This is a genomic window from Amycolatopsis sp. DG1A-15b (genome assembly GCF_030285645.1).
GTDB lineage: Bacteria > Actinomycetota > Actinomycetes > Mycobacteriales > Pseudonocardiaceae > Amycolatopsis.
In genome coordinates, this window is record NZ_CP127296.1 from 1,433,620 (window position 1) to 1,457,464 (window position 23,845).

Below are 23,845 nucleotides of genomic sequence, written 5' to 3' on the forward strand. Positions count from 1 at the left end.
TCCTCGCTCGCGCGGGGAGGCCTTCACGGCGTTGAGGCGAGGGTGACGCCGAGGACGACGAGAACGGTGCCCACGACGCGGTTGAGGGCCGGTTCGGCGCGGGCGTACCACCGCTGGGTGGCGGGGGAGGAGAACAGCAGGGCCACGCTCAGGTGCCAGGCGGCCGAAGTGGCGACGATCAGGGCGACGGCCGCGGCTCGCACGGCGGTGGGTTCGGTGGGCGGCAGGGTCGCGGTGAGGACGCTGCCGAAGAACGCGGCGGCCTTGGGGTTGGTGACGTTGCTGACGACACCGCGGCGGAAGGCGGTGCCGCGCCGGGCCACCACCTCGTCCTGGTCCGGCGGTGGCACGGGAGCGCCGGGCGTGCGGGCCTGCCACCACAGCCGCACACCCAGCCACGCCAGGTAGCCGCCGCACGCCACGCGCAGCGCCGTCGCCAGCCACGGCGTGCGGGCGAGCACGCCGCCCAGTCCGAAGACCGCGACCGCGGCCAGCAGCCCACCGGCGGCGACCACCCCGAGCGCGATCGCCACCGCGGCCCGGCGCGTCCCGGTGGCGGCCGTGTGCGCGATGAGGACGAAGTTGGGGCCGGGGGTGATCGCGGCCGGGAGGTAGGCCAGGAGGACCGTGCCGAGGGTGGCGGCGGGACTCACGCCGCGGGGCCGCCGTCGCCGACGCCGAGCCGAAGGCGGGCACGCGCAGACCCCGGAACTGCCGGTGCGCCGGGGTAGCGTGGAAATCGGGGGCTGCTCATGCCGCGCGGCCGCCGCCGACCACCTGGTCGCGCATCGTCCGCAGCGTCTCGTGGTCCACTGTGGATGGATCCGCGGCCAGCCACTCGCCGATCTCGTGCAGGAACTCTTCCGGTGTCATCGGCGCGACCGCCAGCTCGCCGGGGTCCGCCGTGGTCAGGTCGCCGCTGCGGCTCGGGTACACGATCATCGCGCCCCGCAGCGCCACCCCCGGCAGCAGTTCGCGGTAGGCCGCCAGGCTCTCCGCGAGCCGGCTGCCGCCGCCGCGGAACGGGCGGCCGTTGCGCAGCAGCCGGCCGTCCTCCGCCGTCTCGTAGTGGCCCGGCAGCCACAGCTTCGACTCGATGAGCACCAGCCGCTTCCCGCACAGCACCGCGTGGTCGACGTCGGCGAACACCGAGCCCGGCCAGGCGAGCCCGTGGAAGATGCGGGCGCCCGGCAGCCGGGTCAGGTACCCCTCGAGCAGGTCGGCGGTGAGCCGCTCGGCCAGCTCGTCGCGCTCGGTGCCGGGCGCGCCGAACACCGTGCGGCCGCCGAACTCCTCGGCGTACGCCTCGCGCGCCTTCGCGGCCCGCAGGTACCCGCGCGCCAGCCGCTGGACGAGCAGCGCCGTCCCGGCCGTCAGCAGCAGCCAGACGATGAGCACCGGCGTGCTGAACCCGACGCCGGTGACCAGCGGCAGGAGCACCAGCACCATCCCGGCGACCGCGACCACCACCGGCGTGTGCCCGGGCCCGCGGCCGCGGCCGTGGCGCATCCGGGTGTCCTCCCCGGCGAAGTGCCACCAGCTCAAGTCCTCGGCGTCCAGCTCGGGCAGGTCGGGGACGAAGCCGGGCTCGTCGCCGAAGCGCCGCCGGGGACGCGGCCGGACCGGCACCGGCACCACGGTCGCGCCGCCGGAGTCGTAGCGCGCGCGGGCCACCGGATCGCCCAGGACGTCGTAGGCCTCGCGCAGCAGCCGGAACGTGCCGACCGTGCCGCCGCCGTCCGGGTGCATGGTCTTGGCCAGCCGGCGGTAGGCCGCCTTGACGTCGGCCGCCGTGGCGTCGCGGCGGAGGCCGAGCACCTCGTAGTAGTCGACGTCGGGCACGCGGGTGGTCACCTCCGATGGCTGCGCGAAGACTTTATGGGGTCCGGTCGCGGGGCCTGTCACCGCCTCGGCGGCGCGCCGGAGTGATTGTCCTCGGTGCAGGTCAGGGCGGTGTGAGCGGTTTTGCCGGTGACGGCCCGGAAACGGCCGCTCCGGCGTGGCGCGGCGGGCGGGTCCGGTGACGGTGTCCCGCATGGCGGCAGTGTCCTCGTCTTCCGTGGTCACGCAATGTCCATTGAGGACTCATTGTCACTCGGAAGTGTTGCCGCGCCCGGGAAAGGCCGCTCCGCGGTGACTTTTCGTAGTCGGAATCCACTCGAATGGCCGTGAACATGTGTTCGAATCGTCGGCTAGTCTTGAGGCATGTCCTCGACCTCCCTCAGACGTGACGGGCCCACCGCCACCCCACCTCGGCAGCGGGCCCGTCACCCCCGTCAGCGCTCGCGCAGCAGGTATCGCTGCAGCTTGCCGCCGGCATTGCGCGGCAGTGCGTCGAGGAAGCGCACCCGGCGCGGGTACTTGTACGGCGCGGCAACGGCTTTGGCGTGCTCCTGCAGGGCGTGCGCGACGTCCGGGCCCGGGGCGACGCCGGGCCGGAGCACGACGAAGGCCGTCACGACCGCGCCCCGGTCCGGGTCGGGTGTGCCGACGACCGCGCACTCTTCGACGTCCGGATGCGTCAGGAGCACCTCTTCGACCTCGGGAGCCGCGATGTTGTAACCGGACGAGACGATCATGTCGTCGCTGCGTGCCACGAAGCGGAAGTAGCCGTCCGGCTCGCGGACGTAGGTGTCGCCGGTGATGTTCCAGCCGTCACGGACGTAGTCGGTCTGGCGCGGGTCGCCGAGGTAGCGGCAGCCGGTGGGGCCCTGGACGGCGAGCAGCCCGGGTGTGCCGTCCGGGACCGGCCGGCCGTCGGCGTCCAGGACGGCGGCGCGGAAGCCGGGGACGACCTTGCCCGTCCGGCCGGGGCGGACGTCGTCGCCGGCGGCGGAGATGAACACGTGCAGCATCTCCGTGCTGCCGATGCCGTCGATCAACGGCGATCCGACGACCTCGCGGTACCGCTCGGCCACGGCGGCGGGCAGCGCTTCCCCGGCGGAGACGGCGCGGCGGACCCCGGCCAGCAGGGGCCCGTCGCCGGAGCCCAGGATCGCGCGGTAGGCGGTCGGGGCGGTGAACAGCACCGTCACCGCCTGCTCGGCGACGATCGACGCCAGCTCCTTGGGTGTCGCGCGTTCCAGCAGGAGCACCGACGCGCCGGCGTGCAGCGGGAACACCAGGAGGCCGCCCAGGCCGAAGGTGAAGGCCAGTGGCGGGGTGCCGCAGAAGACGTCGTCAGGGGTGGGCTGGACGACGTGCCGGGAGAACGTGTCGGCGATGGCGAGCAGGTCGCGGTGGAAGTGCATGGTGGCCTTCGGCGTCCCGGTCGTGCCGGAGGTGAAGGCGAGCAGGGCGACGTCGTCGGCGGCCGTCGGCACGTCGGCGAAGGTCGCGGGGTGCCGGGCGCAGCGTTCGGCCAGGTCGGCGCGCCCAGTGCTGTCGGACGCTGCGGTGTCGGATGCTGTGCCGTCGGACGCTGCGCTGTCGCGCGCTGTGCGGTAGGGCACCACGGGCAGTGTGGGTGGCAGCTCGTCGAGCAGGCGCTCGTCGCACAGGGTCACCGTGGGCTGCGCCCGGTCGGCGATCTTGTCGAGCTCGCCGCGGCGGAGCATCGGCATGGTCGTGACGGCGACGGCTCCGGCCTTCAGGACGCCGAGCCAGCACGCCGCCAGCCACGGCGTGTTGGTGCCGCGCAGCAGCACGCGGTTGCCCGGCACGACACCGAGCTCGGCGGTGAGGACGTGCGCGATCCGGTTGGCGCGGGCCAGGACGTCGCCGTAGGTCCACGTCTCGTGCGGCGAACGCAGGCAGGGACGGTCCGGCCCGAGGCGGGCGGCGGTCTCGTCGAGCAGCGCGGTCGCGGCGTTGAGGCGGTCGGGGTAGTGCAGCTCCGGCAGGTCGAACACGAGCCGCGGCCACTGGTCGCCGGGTGGCAGGCGGTCGCGGCAGAACGAGTCGGTGTGAGCGCTGGGAGAAAGCCTCATTGCAGCTCCTCGGTCTCGACCTGCCCGCCCCCCAGGAAGGTAGCACTCGTTGCGACCGTCGAGAAGACGCAATGTCGCACCGATGACGACGGCAACCGGGAAGCCATGCACCGGGTCGGTAACCGCCGGTGCCGGGGCCCTGCCGCGCGCGGGAGTTCCGGCCGGGGCACCGGCGGCCCGTCGGTTTGACGCCGCGAGTCACCCCGTCGTGGGCGCGCGGGAACACGGTGTCGCGGGGTGCCGCCCAGTAGCTTTTCGATCATGGTCGAGACGCCCGAACCCCCGCCCACGCTGGCTGATCCGCGCGCGCTGCTGCTGGGCTACCTCGACCACAACGCCGCCGCCATCCTGCGCAAGCTCGACGGCCTCTCCGAACGGGAGCTGCGCCGGAGCGTGCTGCCTTCGGGCTGGACGCCGCTGGGCATGGTCAAGCACCTCGCCTGCACCGAACGCTTCTGGATCCGGTACCTGTTCGCCGGCGAGGACGTCGACTTCTCCTGGCCGCGCACCGCCGAACAGGAGTGGTTCGTCGCGCCGGAGGAACCGTCGGCGGACATCACCGCGTTCTTCCTGGCAGAGCGCGAAAACTGTGCCCGGCTGGCCGCGGTCACCCCGCTGGACGGCCGGGCCGTCCGCACGACCCGCCGCGGCGGCGCCGAAGAGCACCCCACGTTCGCGTGGATCCTGTGCCACCTGGTGCAGAGCTTCGCCCGGCACGCCGGGCACGTGGACGTCGGCCGCGAACTGATCGACGGCCTGACCGGCAGATAGCGACTCAGGCGGGTGGGGCGACGGTGGCGTCCTGGCCGGCGCGGCGCAGTGCTTCGGCGACGAACCCGGTGGCCTTCAGCTCTTCGACCAGGTCGTGCAGGAACGCGACCGTCTCCGGGCGGCGGTCCGGGGTGGTGCCGACCGCCTGCCGGATCTCCATGAAGCGTCCGGGCAGCACGCGGGTCCCGGGGTGGGCGGCGGCGTAGGCGGTCATCGGCCGGCGGATGCCGGCGGCGACCTCCAGGCCGAGGTCCTCGAACGCCGTGACACCGTCCTCGCCGCGCACGATGGTGGCGTGCTGGAGGGTCCGGGTCAGGTAGAGGTCGTACGCGGAGCCCTGCTTGACTCCGATCCGGACGTCCGGCCGGTCTACGTCGGCCGGCGTGGTGAAGGGCGAGCCGTCCGGGACGACGTACACGCCTTCGATGAGGACGTACGGCGCGGTGAACGCCACCTCGGCCGCGCGGGCGGGCTCGATCGCCAGGAAGCCCAGGTCGGCCGCGCCCGAGGTCAGCGCCTCGAACGACTTGCGGGCCGCGTCGAAGCAGGCGAACTCCACCGGGACGGCCAGCCGCGCCGCCACCTCGCGGGCCAGGTCGACCGTGACCCCGCCCGGTTCGGCCGGCGTGCCGTGCGCGAGCACGGGATTGCCGAGGTTGATCGCGGCGCGCAGCGGGCCGGTGGGCGCGAGGTCCCGGGCGACGGCGGAAAGATCTCCCATGTCCGGCGAGGCTAGCGGCGGGACTCCGCGCGCGCCCCGCGATTGTCGCTCACGCCACCGGCGGCTCGTCCGCGGTGGTCAGGGCGAACACCGTCTCCTGGTGGTAGACCTCGCCGGGGCGCAGCACCGTGCTGGGGAAGTCCGGGCGGTTGGGGGAGTCCGGGAAGTGCTGCGCTTCCAGCGCGAAGCCGGCGCCGCGGTGGTACGGGCGGCCGCCGGTGCCGGTGAGGGCCGCGGTGAGGTAGTTGCCCGAGTAGAACTGCAGGCCCGGCTCGGTCGTCCACATGGTGAGCAGGCGCCCGGACGCCGGGTCCCACGCGCGGGCGGCGAACGGCGCGCCGTCGTCGAGCACCCAGTTGTGGTCGTAGCCCTGGCCGATCACCAGCTGGGGGTCGGGTTCGCCGATGCGGGCGCCGATCGGCGCCCGCCGGCGGAAGTCGAAGGGCGTGCCCTCGACCGGGACCGGGTCACCGGCCGGGATCAGGTCCTCCCCGGTCGGGCAGAACCGGCTCGCGGCGATCTCCAGGCGGTGCTCGTGGACCTCGCCCGCCCCTTCGCCGGCCAGGTTCCAGTAGGTGTGGTTGGTCAGGTTGACCACCGTCGGCGCGTCGGTCGTCGCGCGGTAGGTGATGCGCAGCCGGTCGCGCGCGTCGACGCGGTAGGTGACCTCGGCGGTGAGCCGGCCGGGGTAGCCCTGGTCGCCGTCCGGGCTGACCAGCGTGAGCCGGACGGCGACGCCGTCGCCGTCCCGGAGTTCGGTCGCCGACCAGACCCGCGTGTCGAACCCGGCGGGGCCACCGTGCAGGCTGTTCTTGCCGTTGTTCAGCGGCACCCGGTACTGGACGCCGTCGAGGGTGAAGGTGCCCCCGGCGATCCGGTTGGCGAACCGGCCGATCGCCGCGCCCAGGAAGACCCGGTCCGCCCCGGGCCGGTTGTTGGCGACGTAGGAGCCGAGGTCCGCGAAGCCGAGGACGACGTTGCCGGGGCGGCCGTCGCGGTCCGGCGCCTCCAGCGACTGGATGACGCCGCCGTAGTCGAGCACGCGCACGACCGGCCCGCCGGGCCGCCCCAGCGTGTACCGGTGGACGTCGGTGCCGCCGGCCTGGCCGAACAACTCCCGGGTGAGTTCCGGTGCGGTCATCGGTGGGTCCCCTCCAACCGACTGTTAGCGCTAACAGCCTGGGACGACCTTAGATTCGCGGCCGCGCACGGTCAAGGACGCCCTGCGCGCCGCGGCCGGGACCGGCTCGAATACACCCGACTGGAGTGCCGGGTGAGGCGCCGGGACGGGCAGCCGGTCAGCCGTGATCACGGCCGCCCGCCGGCGGCCGGGTGCCCAGCAGCCGGTGGGCGCACAGCGCCATCTGGATCTCCAGGCGCTTCGCCGGGTCCGCCAGCCGGTCGCCGAACAGCTCGCTCAGCTGGCTCACGCGGTAGCGGACCGTCTGGGGGTGGATCCGCAGGGCCTGGGCGATCTCCGGGGTGTTCCCGTTGTGCTCCAGCCAGCTCAGCAACGTCTCGGCCAGCCGGGTCCGCTGCTTCACCGTCAGGCCCGCGAAAGGGGCGAGCGCCGTCGCCGACAGCTCGTCCAGCAGGAAGCGGTCGAGCAGCAGCCAGTGCGTCGCCAGGTGGTCGGCCGTGCGGGTGACCGGGCCATCGCCGGCCAGGCCGCGGCGGAGGAGGTCGAGCGTGCGGCGGGCCCACAGCAGCGACGTCGCCGCGTCGGCCGGCCGGACCCGGGGGCCGACCGCGGCGCGCCAGCCCGGGAGGCGGCCTTCGAGGCCCCGCAGGTCGCGGTCCGGGTTCGGGGTCAGCAGGCACGGCTCGGGGCCGTCGAGGTCCAGCAGCACGTCGTCGGCGAGCCGCGGTGTCGGCGGGGGGTGCTGCTCGGTCCGCGGGTCGAGCGCGACGACAGTGACCCACTCCGGCATCGTCCACTGCGCCGCCTTGGCCATGGTCGCCAGCGTGGCCGGCGACGAGGGCGGGGTGGCCAGCAGCAGTTCGAACAGCCGGCGCCGCCGTCGTTCGAGCGTGCCGCTCGCCATCGCCTGCGCCAAGGTGTACCCCTCGACCGAGTACGAGGAAATCTCGTCCACGTAAGCGAAAACGGCTTCCGCACCGACGCACAGCACGGCCGCCGGGAACCGGTGCACCTGCCCCAGCTCGGCTATGTAGCGCCACGCCGCGCGACCGCCCGCGCGGTAGGCGGCCTGCAGGGAGTTGAGGCTGCCGCCGTCGTGGTGGACGCGCTTTCCCACCTCCATGAACAGCTTCGCCCAAGTGTCCTGTGTGGACGCGAGGTCTTCGATGCTGTCGATGCAGCTGAGCACCGCCTGCTCGATCGCCAGCACGATCATCTTGCCGAACTCGCCTTCGAGCGGCTTGGCGTACTCGGGCACGGCCCGCTGGACCTCTTCGAGGATCCGCCGGGCGAGCGGGTCGGCGTGCGGCCGGAACCGCTGCGCGAGTTCCGTCGGCAGCGAGCACCACAGCTGCCGCGCGCGGCCGGTGCCCCGCGGGTGCGGAATCGCCGCCTGCGTGATCGTCCGGGTCATGGTTCACACCCCTTGCCGCGCTTCGTGGAGAGTCCGCGCCGGGCTCGGCGCGGAGGTCATGTACTCACACGGGATCGGACTTGGCAACCGCCGCCCCTGCGTCCGGAGCGGGTTCTGTCACGCGGGGGTCAACGGCCGCACCGGAGTTTGTCACCTGCCGGACAAACCCGTAACACTAACCGCGGCAAAGGTTTCCGGAATTCGATTTGTGAACTCGGGCGGTATCTTCGCGCGCCTTCCCGTTGTTAGCGTGATCAACCGGCACGCGGGAGGAGACACCGATGACGGCGCTCGTTTCCTGGTGTTTCCGCCGGGCCGGCGTCGTGATCGTGCTGTGGCTGCTGGCGCTGGGCGGGCTGGGTTCCGCCGCGCTGCACACCGGCTCGGCCTTCCGCGACACGGTGGACCTGCCGGCCGCGGACAGCACGGCGGCGGCGAACCTGCTGCGCGCCGCCGGGGCCGGTGGCGCCGGGGAACGCGTCGTCGTCCGCTCGGAGGACGGCCCGGTCGACAGCGGCATGGGCCGCGCCCGGCTCGCCGCGCTCGCCGCCCGGCTGGCGGCGGTGCCGCACGTCGTGTCCGTCGATCCGCCGCCCGGCGAGGTGTCCGCCGACCGGCGGATCGCGGTGCTGACCGTGCGTTTCGACGCCCCCGCCGCCGACCTAGGGCAGGGGACGGCCGACGCGCTCGCCGCCACCGTCCGCGACGCCGGGGGCCTCACCGCCGGCGCTTCCGGAGAGCTCGCCGCGATGACGGCCGCCGCGCCCGACCTGGGCAACGCCGGGATCGGCCTGCTCGCCGCGGCCGTCGTGCTGCTGGTGGCCTTCGGCTCGCTGGCCTGCGTCCTGCTGCCGGTCCTCACCGCGGCGGTTTCGGTCGGCTGCGCCCTGGCCGCGGTGACGCTGCTGTCGCACGTCATGACCATGCCGAAGATCAGCACCGAGATCGCCGCGCTGCTCGGGCTCGGCGTCGGCGTCGACTACGCGCTGTTCGTGCTGACCCGCTACCGGCAGGGCCGCCGGGACGGTGCCGAGCCGGCGGCGGCGCTGGCCGTCGCGGCCGCGACCTCCGGCCGCAGCGTGGTCTTCGCCGGCGTCACCGTGTGCGTCTCGCTCGCCGGGATGGTCACCGTCGGCCTGCCGTTCCTGGACGGGATCGCGGCCGCCGCCGCGGTCTCGGTGCTGCTGACCGCGTTCGCCGCGCTCACCCTGCTGCCGGCGCTGCTGCGGCTCCTCGCCCGCCGGATGAGCCTGCGCCCGGACGGCGGCGACGGCCGGTGGGCCCGGCTCGCGCGGTCGGTGACCGCGCGTCCCGGCCCGTACACCCTGGCGGCCCTGCTGGTCGTGGCCGTGCTCGCGCTGCCGATGACCGGCCTGCGGCTCGGCGTGCCGGACGCCGCGCTCGACCCGCCCGGCAGCGTCACGCGGACCGCGGCCGAGCTGCTCGACGAGGGCTTCGGGCCGGGTGCCGACGCGGCGTTGGCGGTGGTCGGGACCGGCGGCGGGGACGCGGTGGGAGCGCTGCGGGAAGTGCTGCTCGCGAGCGCGGACGTCGGCCCGCCCACCGCGCTGCCCGGGGGAGTGTGGCTGCTGACGGTGCTCCCGCGGACGGGCCCCGGCGATCCGGCGACCGGCGAACTGCTCGCGTCGACGCGGGTGATGGCCAAGGTCATCGCCGGCCCGGACGCGCACGTCGGCGGGGTCGTCGCGGCGCGGGCCGACTTCTCCGCGGCGATCACCGCCCGGCTGCCGCTGTTCCTCGCCGCCGTCGTCGGGATTTCGGTCCTGCTGCTGGCGTGGGTGTTCCGCAGCGTGCTGATCCCGCTCACCGCGGCGGTGATGAACCTGCTGACCGCGGCCGCGACGACCGGCGCGGTGGTGTTCGCCTTCGGCGCCCCGATCGAGCCCTACCTGCCCGTGTTCCTGTTCGCCGGGCTGTTCGGGCTGTCGATGGACTACGAGGTCTTCCTCATCGCCCGCATCCAGGAGGCGTGGCGCCGCCACGGCGACACCCGCGCGGCCATCGTCGACGGCGTCGCGGCGACCGGCCGGACCATCACCGCGGCCGCGCTGATCATGGCGCTGGTGTTCGTCTCCTTCGCCTTCGTGGACGCGCGGGTGGTGCGCGAGGCGGGCGTCGGGCTGACCGTCGCCGTGCTCCTGGACGCCGTCGTGGTCCGGTGCGTGCTCGTCCCCGCGGTGATGGCCCGGCTCGGTGCGGCGAACTGGTGGTTCCCGCGTCGGAAGGCCGTGGGCACCGGCGAGCTGGTGGGGAGCGCGCGATGACCCGGCGGACCCTGGTCGTGCTCGCGCTCGGCGCGTTCGTCACGACGCTGGACAACACGATCGTCGCCGCGGGCGCGCCGTCCATCGCCCGGGACCTCGCCCTGGACGTCCGCGCCCTGCAGTGGATCGCGCTGGGGTACATGCTCCCGTTCGCGGGGCTGCTGCCGGTGGCGGGCGCGCTGATCGATCGCTGGGGGCGGCGCCCGGCCCTGACCGGCGCCCTCCTCGCGTTCGGGCTTGGCGCGGCGGCGGGCGGCCTGGCGGGTTCGGCGTGGCTGCTGGTCGCAGCCCGGGTGCTCCAGGGGCTCGCGGCCGCGTTCCTGGTGCCGGGCCTGCTGAGCCTGCTGCGGACCAACCTCGACGCGCGCGGCCGGACGCTCGGTGCGGCGGTCTGGACGGCCTGCCTGGCGGCCGCGCTGGCCCTCGGCCCCGCGCTCGGCGGTGTCCTGAGCGAATACTGCGGCTGGGCCTGGATCTTCTTCGTCAACCTCCCGTTCGTGGCCGCGATGCTGGGCTTGCTGCCGGGGACCGTGCCGCCCGGCCGCGGGGGTGGGACCCGTGCGCCACCGCCGTCGGCGATGATCCTGGTGACCGCGAGCCTGGTGCTGCTCACCACCGCGCTCGCCGAACCCCGGCTCCGGATCCCGCTGCTCGCCGCGGGGACCGCGTTCGGGGTGGCGTTCCTCGTGCGGGAACGGCGGGCGGCCGACCGGCTGGTCCCGCCGGCCCTGACCGGCAACCGGGTGTTCCTGGGCTCGCTCGGCCTGCAGCTGCTGTGGGGACTGGGGATCTCCGGGATCTTCTTCTTCACGCCGTTGCTGCACCAGGAGTTCCTCGGACTCGGCCCGGCCGGCGCCGGACTGCCCCTGGTACTGGTCGCGGTGGCGGTCGTGGCCGCGACGCCGCTGGTGCCGGCGGCCGTCGCCTGCCACGGTCCCCTTCGGACGGTGGCGATGGGGCTGGCCGTGGTGGGGGCGGGACTGCTCGCCCTCGCCGCGGTGAACCACGTCCCCGCGCTGTGGCCGCGGGTGCCCGGCCTGGTCCTGATCGGCGCGGGCTCGGCCTTCACCGTCCCGATGACGTCGCACGCGCTCGACGTGGTGGCCGAGCGGTATTCCGGCACGGCGTCGGGATTGCTCACCGCGGCCCGGGAATTGTCGAGCGCGCTCGGCGTCGCGCTGATCGGCGCGGTGCTCACGTCGGTGCGCGCGGCGCGGCTGGAATCGGGCGTCCCCGCCGGGGCGGCACTGGCCGGCGGGTACACCGCGGGCCTGCTCGCCGCGGCCGGGCTGACGTTCGCCGGCGCGCTGCTGGCCGTGCGCGTGCCGGGAACCCGATCCGCCGAGACCTCGTCGCCGCGTGACAAACGTGCTGTCCCGTAACCCGTTTCCCCATGAGTATCCGAGATTGAATCGTTGACAACCGCGCCGGTGCGGTTATTCACTGCGCCGGTAAACGCTCTCTGCGAGGATGCATGGAAACCATTTCCCGGCCGGTTCCCGGCACCGGTGCCCCCGTCGACGGCGGCGAGTCCTTCGCGACCCTGCTGGGGCACTGGGCGCGCCACCTCGGCGACCGGATCGCCGTGACCCACCTGGACCACCGCGACGGCGGCGACGGCCGGGCGGTCACGCTCACCTGGCGCGAGCTCGACGAGCGGGTCGAGGCAGTCGCGGCCCGGCTGTCCGAAGTGGCCGGTCCGGGCGAGCGGGCGGCGGTGCTGGCCGGGCAGTCCGCCGGCTACGTCGTCGCGTTCCTCGGCGCACTGCGGGCGGGACTGGTCGCCGTGCCGCTGTTCGCGCCCGGCCTGCCCGGGCACGCGGGCCGGCTGGCCGCGGCGCTCGCCGACTGCGGCCCGCGGGTCGTGCTGACCACGGCCGCGGAGTGCGAGGAGGTCACCCGGTTCCTCGCCGGTTCCCCGGTCGGCCCGGCGGTGGTCGACGTCGACGCCGTGCCGCCGGTGGCGGCCGGGACGCACGACTGGCCCGAGCCCGATCCCGGCGCCCCGGCCTACCTGCAGTACACGTCCGGCTCGACGCGCTCGCCCGCCGGAGTCGTGCTGACCCACCGCAACGTGCTCGCCAACGCCCGTCAGGCCTGCGCGGCCTACGGCGCCGAGAGCGGGACCACGTCGGCGGTCAGCTGGCTGCCGCTGTTCCACGACATGGGGCTGATCCTCGGCATCGGCGCGCCGATGGCCGGCGGCCTGGAGTCGGTCCTGATGGACCCGCTGGCGTTCCTCGAACGGCCCGCGCGCTGGCTGCGCGCGCTCTCGGCCAGTCCCGGTGCGATCAGCGCGGCGCCCAACTTCGCCTACGCCTACTGCGCTTCCCGCGTCACCGAGGACGACAAGATCTACCTGGAGCTCAGCCGGGTCGTCTCGCTGATCAACGGCAGCGAACCGGTGCTGCCGGCCACGATCGCCAGGTTCCACGAGGCCTTCGCCGGCTGCGGGCTGCGGCCGGAGGTGCACCGCTCCTCCTACGGCCTGGCCGAGGCCACCGTGCTGGTTTCCGTGACGGACGCGGGAAAACCGCCCCGGCAGGTCACGTTCGACCGGGCCCGGCTCGCCGCCGGGTACGCGGTGCCGGCCGCCGCGAGCGCGGCCGCCACGACGCTCGTCTCGTGCGGCCGCCCGGTCGGCCAGCGGGTGCGGATCGCCGACCGGGCGACCGGGGAACCCGCCGAGCCGGGCGAGGTCGGCGAAATCCGGGTCAGCGGCCCGAACGTCGGCCGCGGCTACTGGGGCCGGGCCGAAGCGTCGGTGGCCACCTTCGGCCTGCCCCCGCTCGATCCGGACACCGGCGAGGGCTGGCTGGCGACCGGCGACCTCGGCGTGGTGTTCGAGGGCGAGCTGTTCGTGACGGGCCGGCTGAAGGACCTGGTCGTCGTCGACGGCCGCAACCACTACCCGCAGGACATCGAGCAGACCGTCGAGGAACACCCGGCCGTCCGGCCGCACTCGGCCGCGGCCTTCGCGATCGACGGCGACGGCGGGGAAGCCGCGGTCATCGTCCTGGAACGCGCGAAGGACACCGAAGCCGACGTCGCCGAGGCGGCTGCGGCCATCCGGGCGGCAGTTTCGGCAGGGCACGGGCTGCGCCTGCACGACGTCGTCTTCCTGGCGCCGGGCGAGGTGCCCCGTACCTCCAGCGGCAAGATCAGCCGGGCCCGGTGCCGGGTGTCCTACCTGGACGGTTCGCTCACCGCCCGGCGGCTCGGATGAGCGCGCCGGACGCCGCGGCGATCCGCGCCTGGCTGCTCGCGCGCCTCGGCGACGTGGACGTCGACCGGCCGCTGCACGAAACCGGGCTGTCCTCGAGGGACGCGGCGAGCCTGGCGGCCGACCTGGGCGAGTTCGCCGGCCGGTCGCTGTCCCCGACCCTGGTGTGGCAGTACCCGACGATCACCGCGCTGGCCGGCCACCTGTCCACTGTGGATTCCGAGGCGGCGTACGTGCCGCTGCCGGAGGACGGCGAGCCGATCGCGGTCGTCGGCCTCGGCTGCCGGCTACCCGGCGGGATCGAATCCCCGGAAGCTTTCTGGCGTTTCCTCGACGCGGGCGGCGACGGCATCGGCGACGTCCCCGAGGGCCGCTGGGAGACGTTCGCCCCGGCGGAAGACCTCGCCGGTGTGCCGTCGCGCGGCGGGTTCCTCGACGACGTCGCCGGGTTCGACGCGGAGTTCTTCGGCATCACCCCGCGCGAAGCCGAGGCGATGGACCCGCAGCAGCGGATCCTCCTCGAGGTCGTCTGGGCGGCGCTGGAGCACGCGGGGATCCCGCCGTCGACGTTGCGGGGCAGCCGGACCGGGGTGTTCGTCGGGCTGTCGGCCACCGAGTACGGCTCGCTGACGATGACCGACGTCGCGGGCGTCGACGTCTGGTCCGGGACCGGCGCGGCGGCGAGCATCGCGGCGAACCGGTTGTCGTACCTGCTCGACCTGCGCGGGCCCAGCCTCACCCTGGACACCGCGTGCTCGTCGTCGCTGGTCGCGGTGCACCAGGCGGTGCAGAGCCTGCGCCGCGGCGAGAGCGAGACCGCGCTCGCCGCCGGGGTGAACGTCCTGCTCTCGCCCGGCATCACCGCCGGCTTCCACCGGGCGGGAGTGCTGGCCGCGGACGGCCGCTGCAAGCCGTTCGACGCCGGCGCCGACGGCATCGCCCGCGGCGAAGGCTGCGGCGTGGTCGTGCTGAAGACACTGCGGGCGGCGCGGCGGTCCGGGGACCGGGTGCTGGCGCTGATCCGCGGCAGCGCGGTGAACTCCGACGGCCGGTCCAACGGCCTGACCGCGCCCAACCCGGACGCCCAGGCGGCGTTGCTGCGCGACGCGTACGCCACGGCCGGCGTCGATCCGTCCTCTGTGGACTACGTCGAAGCGCACGGGACCGGGACGCCGCTGGGCGATCCGCTGGAGGCGGGTGCGCTGGCGGCGGTGCTCGGGGCGGGGCGTGCTCCGGAGCGCCCGCTGCTGCTGGGTTCGGTGAAGAGCAACCTGGGGCACCTCGAAGGCGCGGCCGGCATCACCGGGCTGGTGAAGGTGGTGCTGGCGATGACGCACCGGCGGGTGCCGCCGAGCCTGCACTTCCGCGAGCCGAACCCGCACATCGACTTCACCGGGCTGCGGGTGGTCGCGTCGGGGACGGACTGGCCGCGCTACGCGGGCACGGCGCGGGCCGGGGTGTCGGCGTTCGGGTTCGGCGGGACGAACGCGCACGTCGTGCTGGAGGAGTGGCCCGCGGCGTCGTTCCCGCCCCGGGCCGGTGACGGCGGTCCGCAGGTGTTCGCGCTTTCGGCCCGGTCGGCGGAGGTGCTGCGGGCACGGGCGGGGGAGCTGGCGGACTGGCTGGCCGAGAGCGCGGTACCGCTCGACGCCGTCGCCTCGACGCTGGCGCACCGGCGGGAGCAGCTGCCGGTGCGCGGGGCGGTGGTCGCCGAGAGCCGGGCTGACGTGGTCGAGGCGCTGCGGGGTTTGGCCGAAGGCCGCGAACGTCCCGATGTGGCCTTCGGTGCGTTGGACGCGACCAAGGCCACCTTGGGGCGCTCGGGTGAGCGTGGTGTCGTCTTCGTGTTCTCCGGCTATGGCTCGCAGTGGTCCGGCATGGGCCGCCTGCTGCTGCGCTCCGAACCCGCCTTCCGGGCCGAAATCGAGGCCCTCGATCCCGTCTTCCGGGCCGAAGCCGGGTTTTCCCTGCGCGAAGCCCTCGAACACGAGCTTCCCGACCTCGCCGCGACCCAGCTCACCCTGTTCGGGGTGCAACTCGCCCTGGCCGCTCTCTGGCGGGCGCACGCGGTGACCCCCGCCGCCGTGCTCGGGCATTCGATGGGCGAGGTCGCCGCCGCCGTCGTGGCCGGGGCGCTCGACGTCGCCGATGGCCTGCGGATCATGGCGGCCCGGGCTCGGCTGCTCGCCGAGCTCGACGAACGCGGTGGCGGGGCGATGGCCGTCGTCGAGCTCTCGCCGGCCGAGCTCGCGGAATTCCCCGACGTCACCATCGCGGTGTACGCCTCGCCGACCCAGTGCACCGTCAGCGGGGCCGCGGACCGCGTCGAGGCCATGGTCGCGCACGCCGAACACCTCGGCAGGCTCGCCCGGCGGCTGCCGGTCGCGGGCGCCGGGCACTCCGCCGCCGTCGAGCCACTGCTCGGCCCGTTCCGCGCCGCGGTGCCGGGCTTGGCGCCGCGGACACCCGAAATCCTCTGGTACAGCAGCGTTCTCGAGGATCCGCACGAGCAGCCCGCGTTCGGCGTCGAGTACTGGGCAGCCAACCTGCGCCGTCCCGTGCGGTTCGGCCAGGCGCTGGCCGCGGCCGCCGCCGACGGGCACACCGTCTTCGTCGAAATCTCGCCGCACCCCGTCGCGCTGGCCGCGATCGAGCAGTCCGGCGGGCTCGGCCTGCCCTCGGCGAGCCGCCGGATCGACGAGCGGACGGCGTTCCTGACCAGCCTCGCCCGGCTGCACGTGCTCGGCGGTGACGACCGGAGCTCCGCTCCGGGCCGGGGGCTCCGCCACCCGGACCCCCGAAAGCCCTGCCATCCCGGCGTGCTGGCCGCCCGGCCGCAGACGCCGCCGGTCGAGCTGCCCGGCCCGGTCTGGCGGCACGAACGCTTCTGGCCGCGCCGGGCCGTCCGCACCGGCGGGGCCCACCCCCTGCTCGGCGTGCACATCGAAGACCCCGGCGGCGGCCACCTGTGGCGGGGCGACGTCGGCACCGCGGCGCTGCCGTGGCTGGCCGGCCACACCGTCCGGGACGTCCCGGTGTTCCCGGCCACCGGTTTCCTGGAGCTCGCGCTCGCCGCCGCCGGCCCGGGCGGCCGCGTCCACGACCTCGAACTGAGCGAAGTCCTGCCGCTCGGCGAGCACACCGAGGTGACCACCACGCTCCGCGGCACGGAGCTGAGTGTCCACACGAGACCCGGCCGGTGGGTCCGGCACGCCACCGCGCGGATCGGCACCGGCGGCACACCGTCGGCGCCGTTCGGGGCGACCGCCGGGGAGCCGGTCGACGTCTACCGGGCGCTGGCCGAGCTGGGGCAGTCCTACGGCCCGGCCTTCCGCGGCCTGCGCCGGGTGACCGCCGCGCCCGGGCGCGCGTCGGCGTCGATCGCGCAACCGGAAGCCGACCACCCCGCGTACGTGCTGCACCCGGCGCTCGCCGACGCCTGCCTGCACGCGCTGGCCGCGGCGGTCGGCGACGCGGACGCCCTGTACCTGCCGCTCAGCGTGGGCGAGGTGGTGGTCGCCGGCGACCCGCGCCGAGGCGTGCGGGTGGACGCCGTTCTCCAGGAGTCCGGCGACGGCGTGCTCGGCAGCGTCCAGCTGGTCGACGCCGACGACGTCGTCCTGGCCGAATTCCGCGACGTCTACTGCCGCCGCCACCGCGACGCGGCGCTGACGCGGCTGCTGTTCGAGGCGGCTTGGCACCCGGCGCCGCTGCCCGCCGCGCCGGAATTGTCGGTGCCCGCCGGTAGTGTGGAAAACGGGGGGCGCCCCCGCGGGCCGAAGCCGGCGCACCGCTGGATCGTGCTGTCCGACGACGATCTCGGCGAGCAGTTCGCGGGCGAGGACGTCCGCACCGCCCGCCTCGGCGACCGGCCCGAGCTGGCGAAACTGCTGCGTGACGGCGAACCGGCCGCGGTCGTCGCCCTGCTCGGCGACGCGGCCGAGCCGGATCCGGCACGCGGGGCGCGGCTGGTCGAGACCCTGGCCGGTGTCGTCGCCGAACTGGCCGAACTGCCCGTGGCGCCGAGGTTGTGGCTGGTGACCGCCGGAGCGCACGCCATCGAGCCCGGCGAGCGGGGCGACCCCGGGGCGGCGGCACTGCGCGGACTCGTGCGCGTGCTGGCCTTCGAACACCCCGAACTGCGGGTGAGCCAGGTCGACGGCGGAGCGGACCGGCTGCGGGACGAGATCCGCGCGGACGGCCCGGACGACGAAATCGCCTGGCGCGGCGGCGTGCGGTACACGCGGCGCCTGGTCCGGCCCACCCTCGGTGACCCGGCGCGCGAGCCGGTCCGCGACGGCGCGTACATCGTCACCGGCGGCCTCGGCGGCCTGGGGCTGGCCGCCGCGAAGTGGCTGGCCGCGCGGGGCGCGACACGGCTGGTGCTGAACAGCCGGCACGCCGCCGATCCCGGGCTGGGCATCGACGTCCGGGTGGTGCCGGGTGACATCGCCGCCCCGGGCACGGCCGAGACCCTGGTCGCGGCGGCCGTCGAAGGGGGTGTGCCGCTTCGCGGGGTGCTGCACGCCGCCGGCGTCCTGGCCGACGGCGCCGCGATCAGCCTCGACGGCGACGCGCTCGAGGCGGTCTGGCGGCCGAAGGCGCTGGGCGCGTGGCGCCTGCACGAAGCGACGGCCGGGCACGACCTCGACTGGTGGCTGGTGTACTCGTCGGCGGCCGCGCTGTTCGGATCGCCGGGCCAGGCCGCGTACGCCACGGCGAACGCGTGGGCCGACGCGCTGGTCGCGTGGCGCCGGGCCCGAGGCCTCCCGGCCGCGACGATCGGCTGGGGCGCGTGGGGCGAGGTGGGCGCGGCGGCCGGCTCGGCCAACCCGGTGCTCGAGCCGCTCGGCACCGAGGAAGCGTTGTCGGCGCTGGACTTCGTGCTGGCACGCGACCTCCCGGCGACCGGGGTGGCCCGGGTGGACCCGGCGACCGTGCTGGAGCTCTTTCCCCGGCTGGGGGAGCGGCCGTTCTTCGCACTCTTCGGCCCGCGGGCCGAATCGTCCACATGGGACGGCATGGAAGCGCTGCGCGGCGGCGCACCGGAGGCCGCCCGCGCGGCGATCGCCGACCACCTGGCGGGGCTGGTCGCGGACCTGCTCGGGGTGCCGGAGATCGACCGGACGGTGCCGCTCACCCGGTTGGGGCTGGATTCCCTGTCGGCGATGCGGGCGCGCGGCGCGGTGGAACGCGACTTCGGGCTGCCGTTGCCGATTCCGCTGCTGCTGCGGGGAGCCAGCTTGGCGGAGCTTGCCGGGAACCTGGCCGAGCAGGCGGGTTTCGGGCGTGCTGCGCCGGTGGGGGCGGGGTTGGTGGATTCCGCCGGGTCTGCTGCGCCGGTGGGGGCTGGGCTGGTGGAATCCGCCGGGTCTGCTGCGCCGACCGAAGCCGGGTTGGCGGATTCCGCAAGGCCCGCGCCGCCGGCGGATGCCGGGCCCCGGGACCTCCCCGGGCGGCCCGAGCCTGCTGCGCCGGTCGTCGCCGGGCCGCGGGATCCCGCCGAACGGTGGGTGGCCCGGCACTGGCGGACCGTCCTCGGCGGCGCCGAACCCGGCGTCCACGACCGCTTCGGCGGCGACCCGGCCCAGGCCCGGCAGCTACGAGAAACCTTCGCCGCGCACCTCACCGCCGTCCCCGGCATGGACCGGCTTTTCGCCACCCCCACCGTTGCCGGGATGGCCGACCTCCTGCGGGGCGAGCTCGAAGGGCACGGTGGCGGGCCCGTGCGGCTCCTGCGCGATGGCGTCGGCGGGCGGCCCGTCTTCCTCTTCCACCCGGCCGGGGGCACCGCGAGCGTCTACCGCGAACTCGCCCGGCTGCTCCCCGAAGGCCCACCGGTCTACGGGTTCGAACGCCTCGACGAAGAGAACACCGTCGAAGGCAAGGCGGCCCGGTACGCCGAGCTGATCCGGGACATCCAGCCCGCCGGCCCCTACCGGCTGGGCGGCTGGTCGTTCGGCGGCTGCCTCGCCTACGAGACCGCGCGGCAGCTGAACAACGCCGAACTCGTCTTCCTCATCGACACCATCCTGCCGCTGCCCGGCACCGGCACACCGGCCGAGGAGCTGCTGGACCGCTTCGACCGGTTCGCCGGCCACATCTCCCGGACCTACGGGGTCCCGTTCGAGGTGCCGCGCGACGAGCTGGCGACGCTGGACGAAGACGCCCAGATCCACTGGGTCATGGCCAAGCTCGCCGAGCAGGTGCCGGACCTGGGCGCGGGCGTCCTCAAGCACCAGTACGAGTCCTATGTGGACGCCCGGGTGGCCGAGCGGTACACGCCGGAAGGCTACGACGGGCGGGTGGTCCTGCTGCGCGCCCGGGAACCGCACCCGCTCACCACCGCGCTGGACCCGCGGTACCTGCGCACCGACGACGCCCTCGGGTGGGACGCCCACTGCGCGGCTCTCGAAGTCGTGCGGGTGCCCGGCGATCACGTGTCGATGATCGATCCACCGTACGTGGCGGTGCTGGCCGAACGGCTCGGGGCGGTGGTGCGGTGATGGACGAACTCACCCCGACCACCGCGTTCCGGATCGCCGATCTCGCCGCCCGGCAGGACGAAGCCGTCCGCATCGCCGAGAAGCGGGCCGTCGACCGGCAGCACGCCAAGGGGAAGCTGACCGCGCGCGAACGGATCGGGCTGCTGCTGGACCCCGGGTCCTTCGTGGAGACCGACCAGTTCGCGCGGCACCGGTGCGCGGAGTTCGGGATGGACGCGAACCGGCCGTGGGGTGACGGCGTCGTCACCGGGCACGGCACCGTCGACGGACGGCAGATCTGCGTGTTCTCCCAGGACTTCAGCGTCTTCGGCGGCAGCCTCGGCGAGGTCTCCGGCGAAAAGGTCCTCAAGCTGATGGACCTGGCCATGACCATCGGCTGCCCGGTCGTCGGGATCAACGACTCCGGCGGCGCCCGGATCCAGGAAGGCGTCGTCTCGCTGGCCTACTACGCCGAGCTCGGCCGCCGCACCGCACACGCTTCCGGGGTCATCCCGCAGATCTCGATGATCATGGGACCGTGCGCCGGCGGCGCGGTCTACGCCCCCGCGATGACCGACTTCACCGTGATGGTCGACGAAACCTCGCACATGTTCGTCACCGGCCCGGACGTCGTGCACGCCGTCACCGGCGAACACGTCACCGCGCAGGAACTCGGCGGCGCGGCCGTGCAGAGCGAGGTCGCCGGCAACGCCCACCACCGGGCCGCCGGCGAACAGGACGCCGTCGACTGGGTGCAGACGCTGCTCGGCTACCTGCCCGCGAACAACCTCGACCCCGGGCCCGCGTACGCCGACGACACCGATCCCGGGCTCACCGCCGCCGACCTCGAGCTCGACCGGCTGGTGCCCGACTCGCCGCACCGGACCTACGACATGACCGAGCTGATCGCCGCGCTGGTCGACGACGGCGAGTTCACCGAGGTGCACAGCGCCTTCGCGCCCAACATGATCTGCGCCTTCGCGCGGGTGCAGGGCCACACGGTCGGCGTCGTGGCCAACCAGCCGCGGCACCAGGCCGGCGTGCTGGACATCGACGCGTCGGAGAAGGCCGCGCGGTTCGTGCGCTTCTGCGACGCGTTCTCGATCCCGCTCCTCACCCTGGCCGACGTCCCCGGCTACCTGCCGGGCACCGATCAGGAACGCGGCGGGATCATCCGCCGCGGCGCCAAGCTGATCTACGCCTATTCCGAGGCGACCGTGCCGAAGGTGACCGTCGTGGTCCGCAAGGCCTACGGCGGCGGCTACGCGGTGATGGGCTCGAAACACCTCGGCGCCGACGTCGTGCTGGCCTGGCCCACCGCGGAGATCGCGGTGATGGGCGCCGAAGGCGCGGTCCGGGTGCTCTACCGGCGCGAGCTGGCCGGGCTGCCACCGGAAGAACGCGAGCCGGCCCGCCGGCGGCTCACCGACGAGTACCGCAAGCGCCACGGCGGCCCGTACCTGGCCGCCGAACGCGGTTACGTCGATCAAGTCGTCACGCCGTCGCAGACCCGCCTCCAGGTGGCGCGGGCCCTGCGGATGCTGCGCACCAAACGCCAGAGCCTGCCGGCCCGGAAACACGGGAACATCCCCCTCTGAGGAGTCCTCATGAAACGGATCGCCTTGCTGGCGCTGTCCGTCGCCCTCCTGATCGCCGGTGCCGGTGTGGCGCCCGCCCAGGCGAGCCCGGCCGTGGCCGACGACGGCGCGAAGGTCGTCCAGGAGACGTGGCTGGACGCCCGGACCGTCGACCTGCAGATCAGCTCGCCGGCCCTGGGCACCACCGGGATGGTGCGGCTGATCGTGCCGTCCGGCTGGGCGGCGCAGCCCTCGCGGACCTGGCCGGTGCTGTACCTGCTGCACGGCTGCTGCGAACCGGTCGACTACCGCTCGTGGGACCAGTTCACCGACGTCAAGGCGTTCACCGCGGTCAAGGACGCTCTGGTCGTGATGCCGACGGACGGGGCGGCGGGGATGTACACGAAGTGGTGGAACTTCGGCCTCCGGAACACCCCCGACTGGGACACCTTCCACACCGCCGAGGTGCGCCAGATCGTCGAGCGCGGCTACCGCGGTGGCACCCGCCGCGCGGTCGCGGGGCTGTCGATCGGCGGGTACGGCGCGATGGCGTACGCGTTCAAGCACCCGGGGATGTTCGGCGCGGCCGCGTCCTACAGCGGGGTGCCGAACACGCTCTACCCGGGCCTGCCGGTCTGGATCATCGGCATCCTGGCGCGCGGCGGGTTCTTCAACTACCTCGACCTCTGGGGTGACGCGTTCGGCATGCGCTCGATCTGGACGGCGAACAACCCGTACGACCACGTCGACCAGCTGCGCGGCACCGCGCTCTACGTCTCCTGCGGCAACGGGCAGACCGGGCCGCTCGACCCGCCGGGGCAGGCGGACTTCCTGGAGTCGACGGCGGAGATGTCGTCCCGCAGCTTCACCGACCGCCTGCGGACCGCCGGCATCCCGGCGACCGTCGACTACTACGGGGCCGGCACCCACAGCTGGCCGTACTGGCAGCGGGCCCTGCACCAGTCCTGGCCGGTCCTGGCCGGCGCGCTGGGCCTCCCGGCCTGAGCGCAATCCCTTTCCCCGATGGAGGTTGTGGTGAAGCATGCTCGTCGTCGCGCCGTGCTTTCGGCGCTGCTGACCTGTTGCCTGGTGGCGCTGGGGGTCGCGGCCGCGAGCCCGCCCGCCGGTGCGGCGCCCTTGCTGCCCGGGCCGTTCGACGACTCGTTCTACACCCCGCCGTCCCCGCTGCCGGCCGGCAAACCGGGTGACGTCATCCGCTGGCGTCCTGCGGTTCCGCTGCTGAACGCCCTCAACGCCGACGCCTGGCAGGTCATGTACCTGTCGACGAACGCGCTGGGGAACCGGAACGCGGTCACCGGGACGATCCTCGTGCCGAAGGGCGTGGATCCGGCCAAGGCGCCGATCGTCGGCTACGCGGTCGGCACGCAGGGCCCGGCCTTCAAGTGCACGGCGTCCAAGGCGATTGAGCGGGGCACGCTGTACGACCAGCCCGCCGTCAACGACTCGCTCTCCAGCGGCTACGCGGTCGCGGTGACCGACTACGAGGGCTATTCGCCGGCGACCGTGCCGACCTACATCACCGGGCAGTCGATGGGGCCCGCGGTGATCGACTCGGTGCGGGCGGCGCAGGACCTGCCGGCCGCCCGGCTGGCGAAGAGCGCCAAGGTGATCTTCCAGGGTTACTCGCAGGGCGGCGGTGGATCGATGTGGGCCGGCGAAAAGCAGCCCGCGTACGCGCCGGAGCTGAACGTCGTCGGCGTCGTCGCGGGCGGCGTGCCCGCCGACCTGACCGAAGTCGCCAAGGGGCTCGACGGCTACATCGGGTTCGGGTTCCTGGCCTTCGCCGCGGTCGGGCTCGACGCCGCGTACCCGGACCTGAAGCTGGATTCCTTCCTCAACGACACCGGTCGTCAGCAGCTGACCGACGCGAAGAAGAACGCGTGCACCGCCGAACTGCTGCTGAACTACTCCTTCAAGAAGATCAGCGATTTCACGACGTCGAACCCGCTGGGCACGCCGCAGTGGCAGGCGCGGCTGGCGCAGAACAAGCTGGGCGCCCACCCGCCGCGGGTCCCGGTGTTCCAGTACCACGCGAGCACCGACGAAATCGTCAACACCCCGCAGGCGGAAACGCTGCACCGGGCGTACTGCGCGGCCGGGGTGCGGGAGCAGTGGACCACTTACCTGGCCGAACACGCGACGGGGATCCTCGCCGGCAACGCCGACGCGCACCAGTGGATCGTCAAGCGGTTCAACGGCGAAACCGCGCCGTCGAACTGCTGAGGGGAATCCGGGAAGGCCACTTCGGATTTCCGAGATGGCCTTCCCGGGCATTTCG

Annotated in this window: 14 protein-coding genes; 8 read left to right on the forward strand and 6 right to left on the reverse strand. The window is 74.2% G+C overall.

Features of this window, described 5'->3' with window-relative positions:
- Window positions 1-23 precede the first annotated feature (23 nt).
- The 3 genes from QRY02_RS06695 to QRY02_RS06705 all read right to left on the reverse strand — a co-directional run bounded on the left by QRY02_RS06695 (window position 24) and on the right by QRY02_RS06705 (window position 3,929).
- On the reverse strand, window positions 24-653 hold the full coding sequence (locus tag QRY02_RS06695) for a LysE family translocator (RefSeq protein ID WP_285990626.1): 630 nt from the start codon (window positions 651-653) through the stop codon (window positions 24-26).
- 97 nt (window positions 654-750) lie between these two features.
- Entirely contained in the window at window positions 751-1,842 is a 1,092-nt protein-coding gene (locus tag QRY02_RS06700; RefSeq protein ID WP_285993780.1) for a J domain-containing protein, read from the reverse strand.
- 434 nt (window positions 1,843-2,276) lie between these two features.
- Window positions 2,277-3,929 (reverse strand): AMP-binding protein, encoded by a 1,653-nt coding sequence (locus QRY02_RS06705; protein ID WP_285990627.1) that lies wholly within the window; start codon window positions 3,927-3,929, stop codon window positions 2,277-2,279.
- A gap of 261 nt (window positions 3,930-4,190) precedes the next feature.
- On the opposite strand from QRY02_RS06705, the gene QRY02_RS06710 reads away from it, so the two are divergent.
- On the forward strand, window positions 4,191-4,700 hold the full coding sequence (locus tag QRY02_RS06710; RefSeq protein ID WP_285990628.1) for a DinB family protein: 510 nt from the start codon (window positions 4,191-4,193) through the stop codon (window positions 4,698-4,700).
- A gap of 4 nt (window positions 4,701-4,704) precedes the next feature.
- On the opposite strand, the gene QRY02_RS06715 is transcribed toward QRY02_RS06710, so the two are convergent.
- The 3 genes from QRY02_RS06715 to QRY02_RS06725 form a co-directional block, all read right to left on the reverse strand.
- Window positions 4,705-5,421, reverse strand: coding sequence for a transporter substrate-binding domain-containing protein (locus QRY02_RS06715; RefSeq protein ID WP_285990629.1), 717 nt, complete (start codon window positions 5,419-5,421; stop codon window positions 4,705-4,707).
- A 49-nt stretch (window positions 5,422-5,470) separates the two neighbouring features.
- Complete coding sequence (locus QRY02_RS06720; protein ID WP_285990630.1) at window positions 5,471-6,562, reverse strand: aldose epimerase family protein; 1,092 nt, start codon at window positions 6,560-6,562, stop codon at window positions 5,471-5,473.
- A gap of 157 nt (window positions 6,563-6,719) precedes the next feature.
- The gene (locus QRY02_RS06725; RefSeq protein ID WP_285990631.1) at window positions 6,720-7,976 is read right to left on the reverse strand and encodes a PucR family transcriptional regulator; all 1,257 of its coding nucleotides are present in this window, start codon (window positions 7,974-7,976) and stop codon (window positions 6,720-6,722) included.
- Between the two features lie 281 nt (window positions 7,977-8,257).
- Between QRY02_RS06725 and QRY02_RS06730 the strand changes: the two genes are divergently transcribed.
- From QRY02_RS06730 to QRY02_RS06760, 7 genes are all read left to right on the forward strand, one after another.
- Window positions 8,258-10,261, forward strand: coding sequence for an MMPL family transporter (locus tag QRY02_RS06730; RefSeq protein WP_285990632.1), 2,004 nt, complete (start codon window positions 8,258-8,260; stop codon window positions 10,259-10,261).
- Window positions 10,258-11,643 carry an MFS transporter gene (locus QRY02_RS06735; protein WP_285990633.1) on the forward strand — a complete coding sequence of 462 codons (1,386 nt, stop codon included), beginning with the start codon at window positions 10,258-10,260 and terminating at the stop codon, window positions 11,641-11,643. The genes QRY02_RS06730 and QRY02_RS06735 overlap by 4 nt, the downstream gene beginning before the upstream one ends.
- 92 nt (window positions 11,644-11,735) lie before the next feature.
- A complete protein-coding gene (locus tag QRY02_RS06740; RefSeq protein ID WP_285990634.1) occupies window positions 11,736-13,487 on the forward strand; it encodes a fatty acyl-AMP ligase in 1,752 nt (583 codons plus the stop codon).
- A complete protein-coding gene (locus QRY02_RS06745; RefSeq protein ID WP_285990635.1) occupies window positions 13,484-19,990 on the forward strand; it encodes a type I polyketide synthase in 6,507 nt (2,168 codons plus the stop codon). Before QRY02_RS06740 ends, QRY02_RS06745 begins: the two co-directional genes overlap by 4 nt.
- Complete coding sequence (locus tag QRY02_RS06750) at window positions 19,990-21,567, forward strand: acyl-CoA carboxylase subunit beta (RefSeq protein WP_285990636.1); 1,578 nt, start codon at window positions 19,990-19,992, stop codon at window positions 21,565-21,567. Before QRY02_RS06745 ends, QRY02_RS06750 begins: the two co-directional genes overlap by 1 nt.
- Window positions 21,568-21,576: 9 nt before the next feature.
- On the forward strand, window positions 21,577-22,551 hold the full coding sequence (locus QRY02_RS06755; RefSeq protein WP_285990637.1) for an alpha/beta hydrolase: 975 nt from the start codon (window positions 21,577-21,579) through the stop codon (window positions 22,549-22,551).
- Between the two features lie 18 nt (window positions 22,552-22,569).
- On the forward strand, window positions 22,570-23,790 hold the full coding sequence (locus tag QRY02_RS06760) for a lipase family protein (RefSeq protein WP_502874190.1): 1,221 nt from the start codon (window positions 22,570-22,572) through the stop codon (window positions 23,788-23,790).
- The last annotated feature ends 55 nt before the right edge of the window (window positions 23,791-23,845 follow it).

Coding starts and splice junctions, on each gene's coding strand:
- QRY02_RS06705 (WP_285990627.1), bottom strand. CDS start 3,929: ATGAGGCTTTCTCCCAGCGCTCACACCGACTCGTTCTGCCGCGACCGC.
- QRY02_RS06710 (WP_285990628.1), top strand. CDS start 4,191: ATGGTCGAGACGCCCGAACCCCCGCCCACGCTGGCTGATCCGCGCGCG.
- QRY02_RS06715 (WP_285990629.1), bottom strand. CDS start 5,421: ATGGGAGATCTTTCCGCCGTCGCCCGGGACCTCGCGCCCACCGGCCCG.
- QRY02_RS06720 (WP_285990630.1), bottom strand. CDS start 6,562: ATGACCGCACCGGAACTCACCCGGGAGTTGTTCGGCCAGGCCGGCGGC.
- QRY02_RS06725 (WP_285990631.1), bottom strand. CDS start 7,976: ATGACCCGGACGATCACGCAGGCGGCGATTCCGCACCCGCGGGGCACC.
- QRY02_RS06730 (WP_285990632.1), top strand. CDS start 8,258: ATGACGGCGCTCGTTTCCTGGTGTTTCCGCCGGGCCGGCGTCGTGATC.
- QRY02_RS06735 (WP_285990633.1), top strand. CDS start 10,258: ATGACCCGGCGGACCCTGGTCGTGCTCGCGCTCGGCGCGTTCGTCACG.
- QRY02_RS06740 (WP_285990634.1), top strand. CDS start 11,736: ATGGAAACCATTTCCCGGCCGGTTCCCGGCACCGGTGCCCCCGTCGAC.
- QRY02_RS06745 (WP_285990635.1), top strand. CDS start 13,484: ATGAGCGCGCCGGACGCCGCGGCGATCCGCGCCTGGCTGCTCGCGCGC.
- QRY02_RS06750 (WP_285990636.1), top strand. CDS start 19,990: ATGGACGAACTCACCCCGACCACCGCGTTCCGGATCGCCGATCTCGCC.
- QRY02_RS06755 (WP_285990637.1), top strand. CDS start 21,577: ATGAAACGGATCGCCTTGCTGGCGCTGTCCGTCGCCCTCCTGATCGCC.
- QRY02_RS06760 (WP_502874190.1), top strand. CDS start 22,570: ATGGAGGTTGTGGTGAAGCATGCTCGTCGTCGCGCCGTGCTTTCGGCG.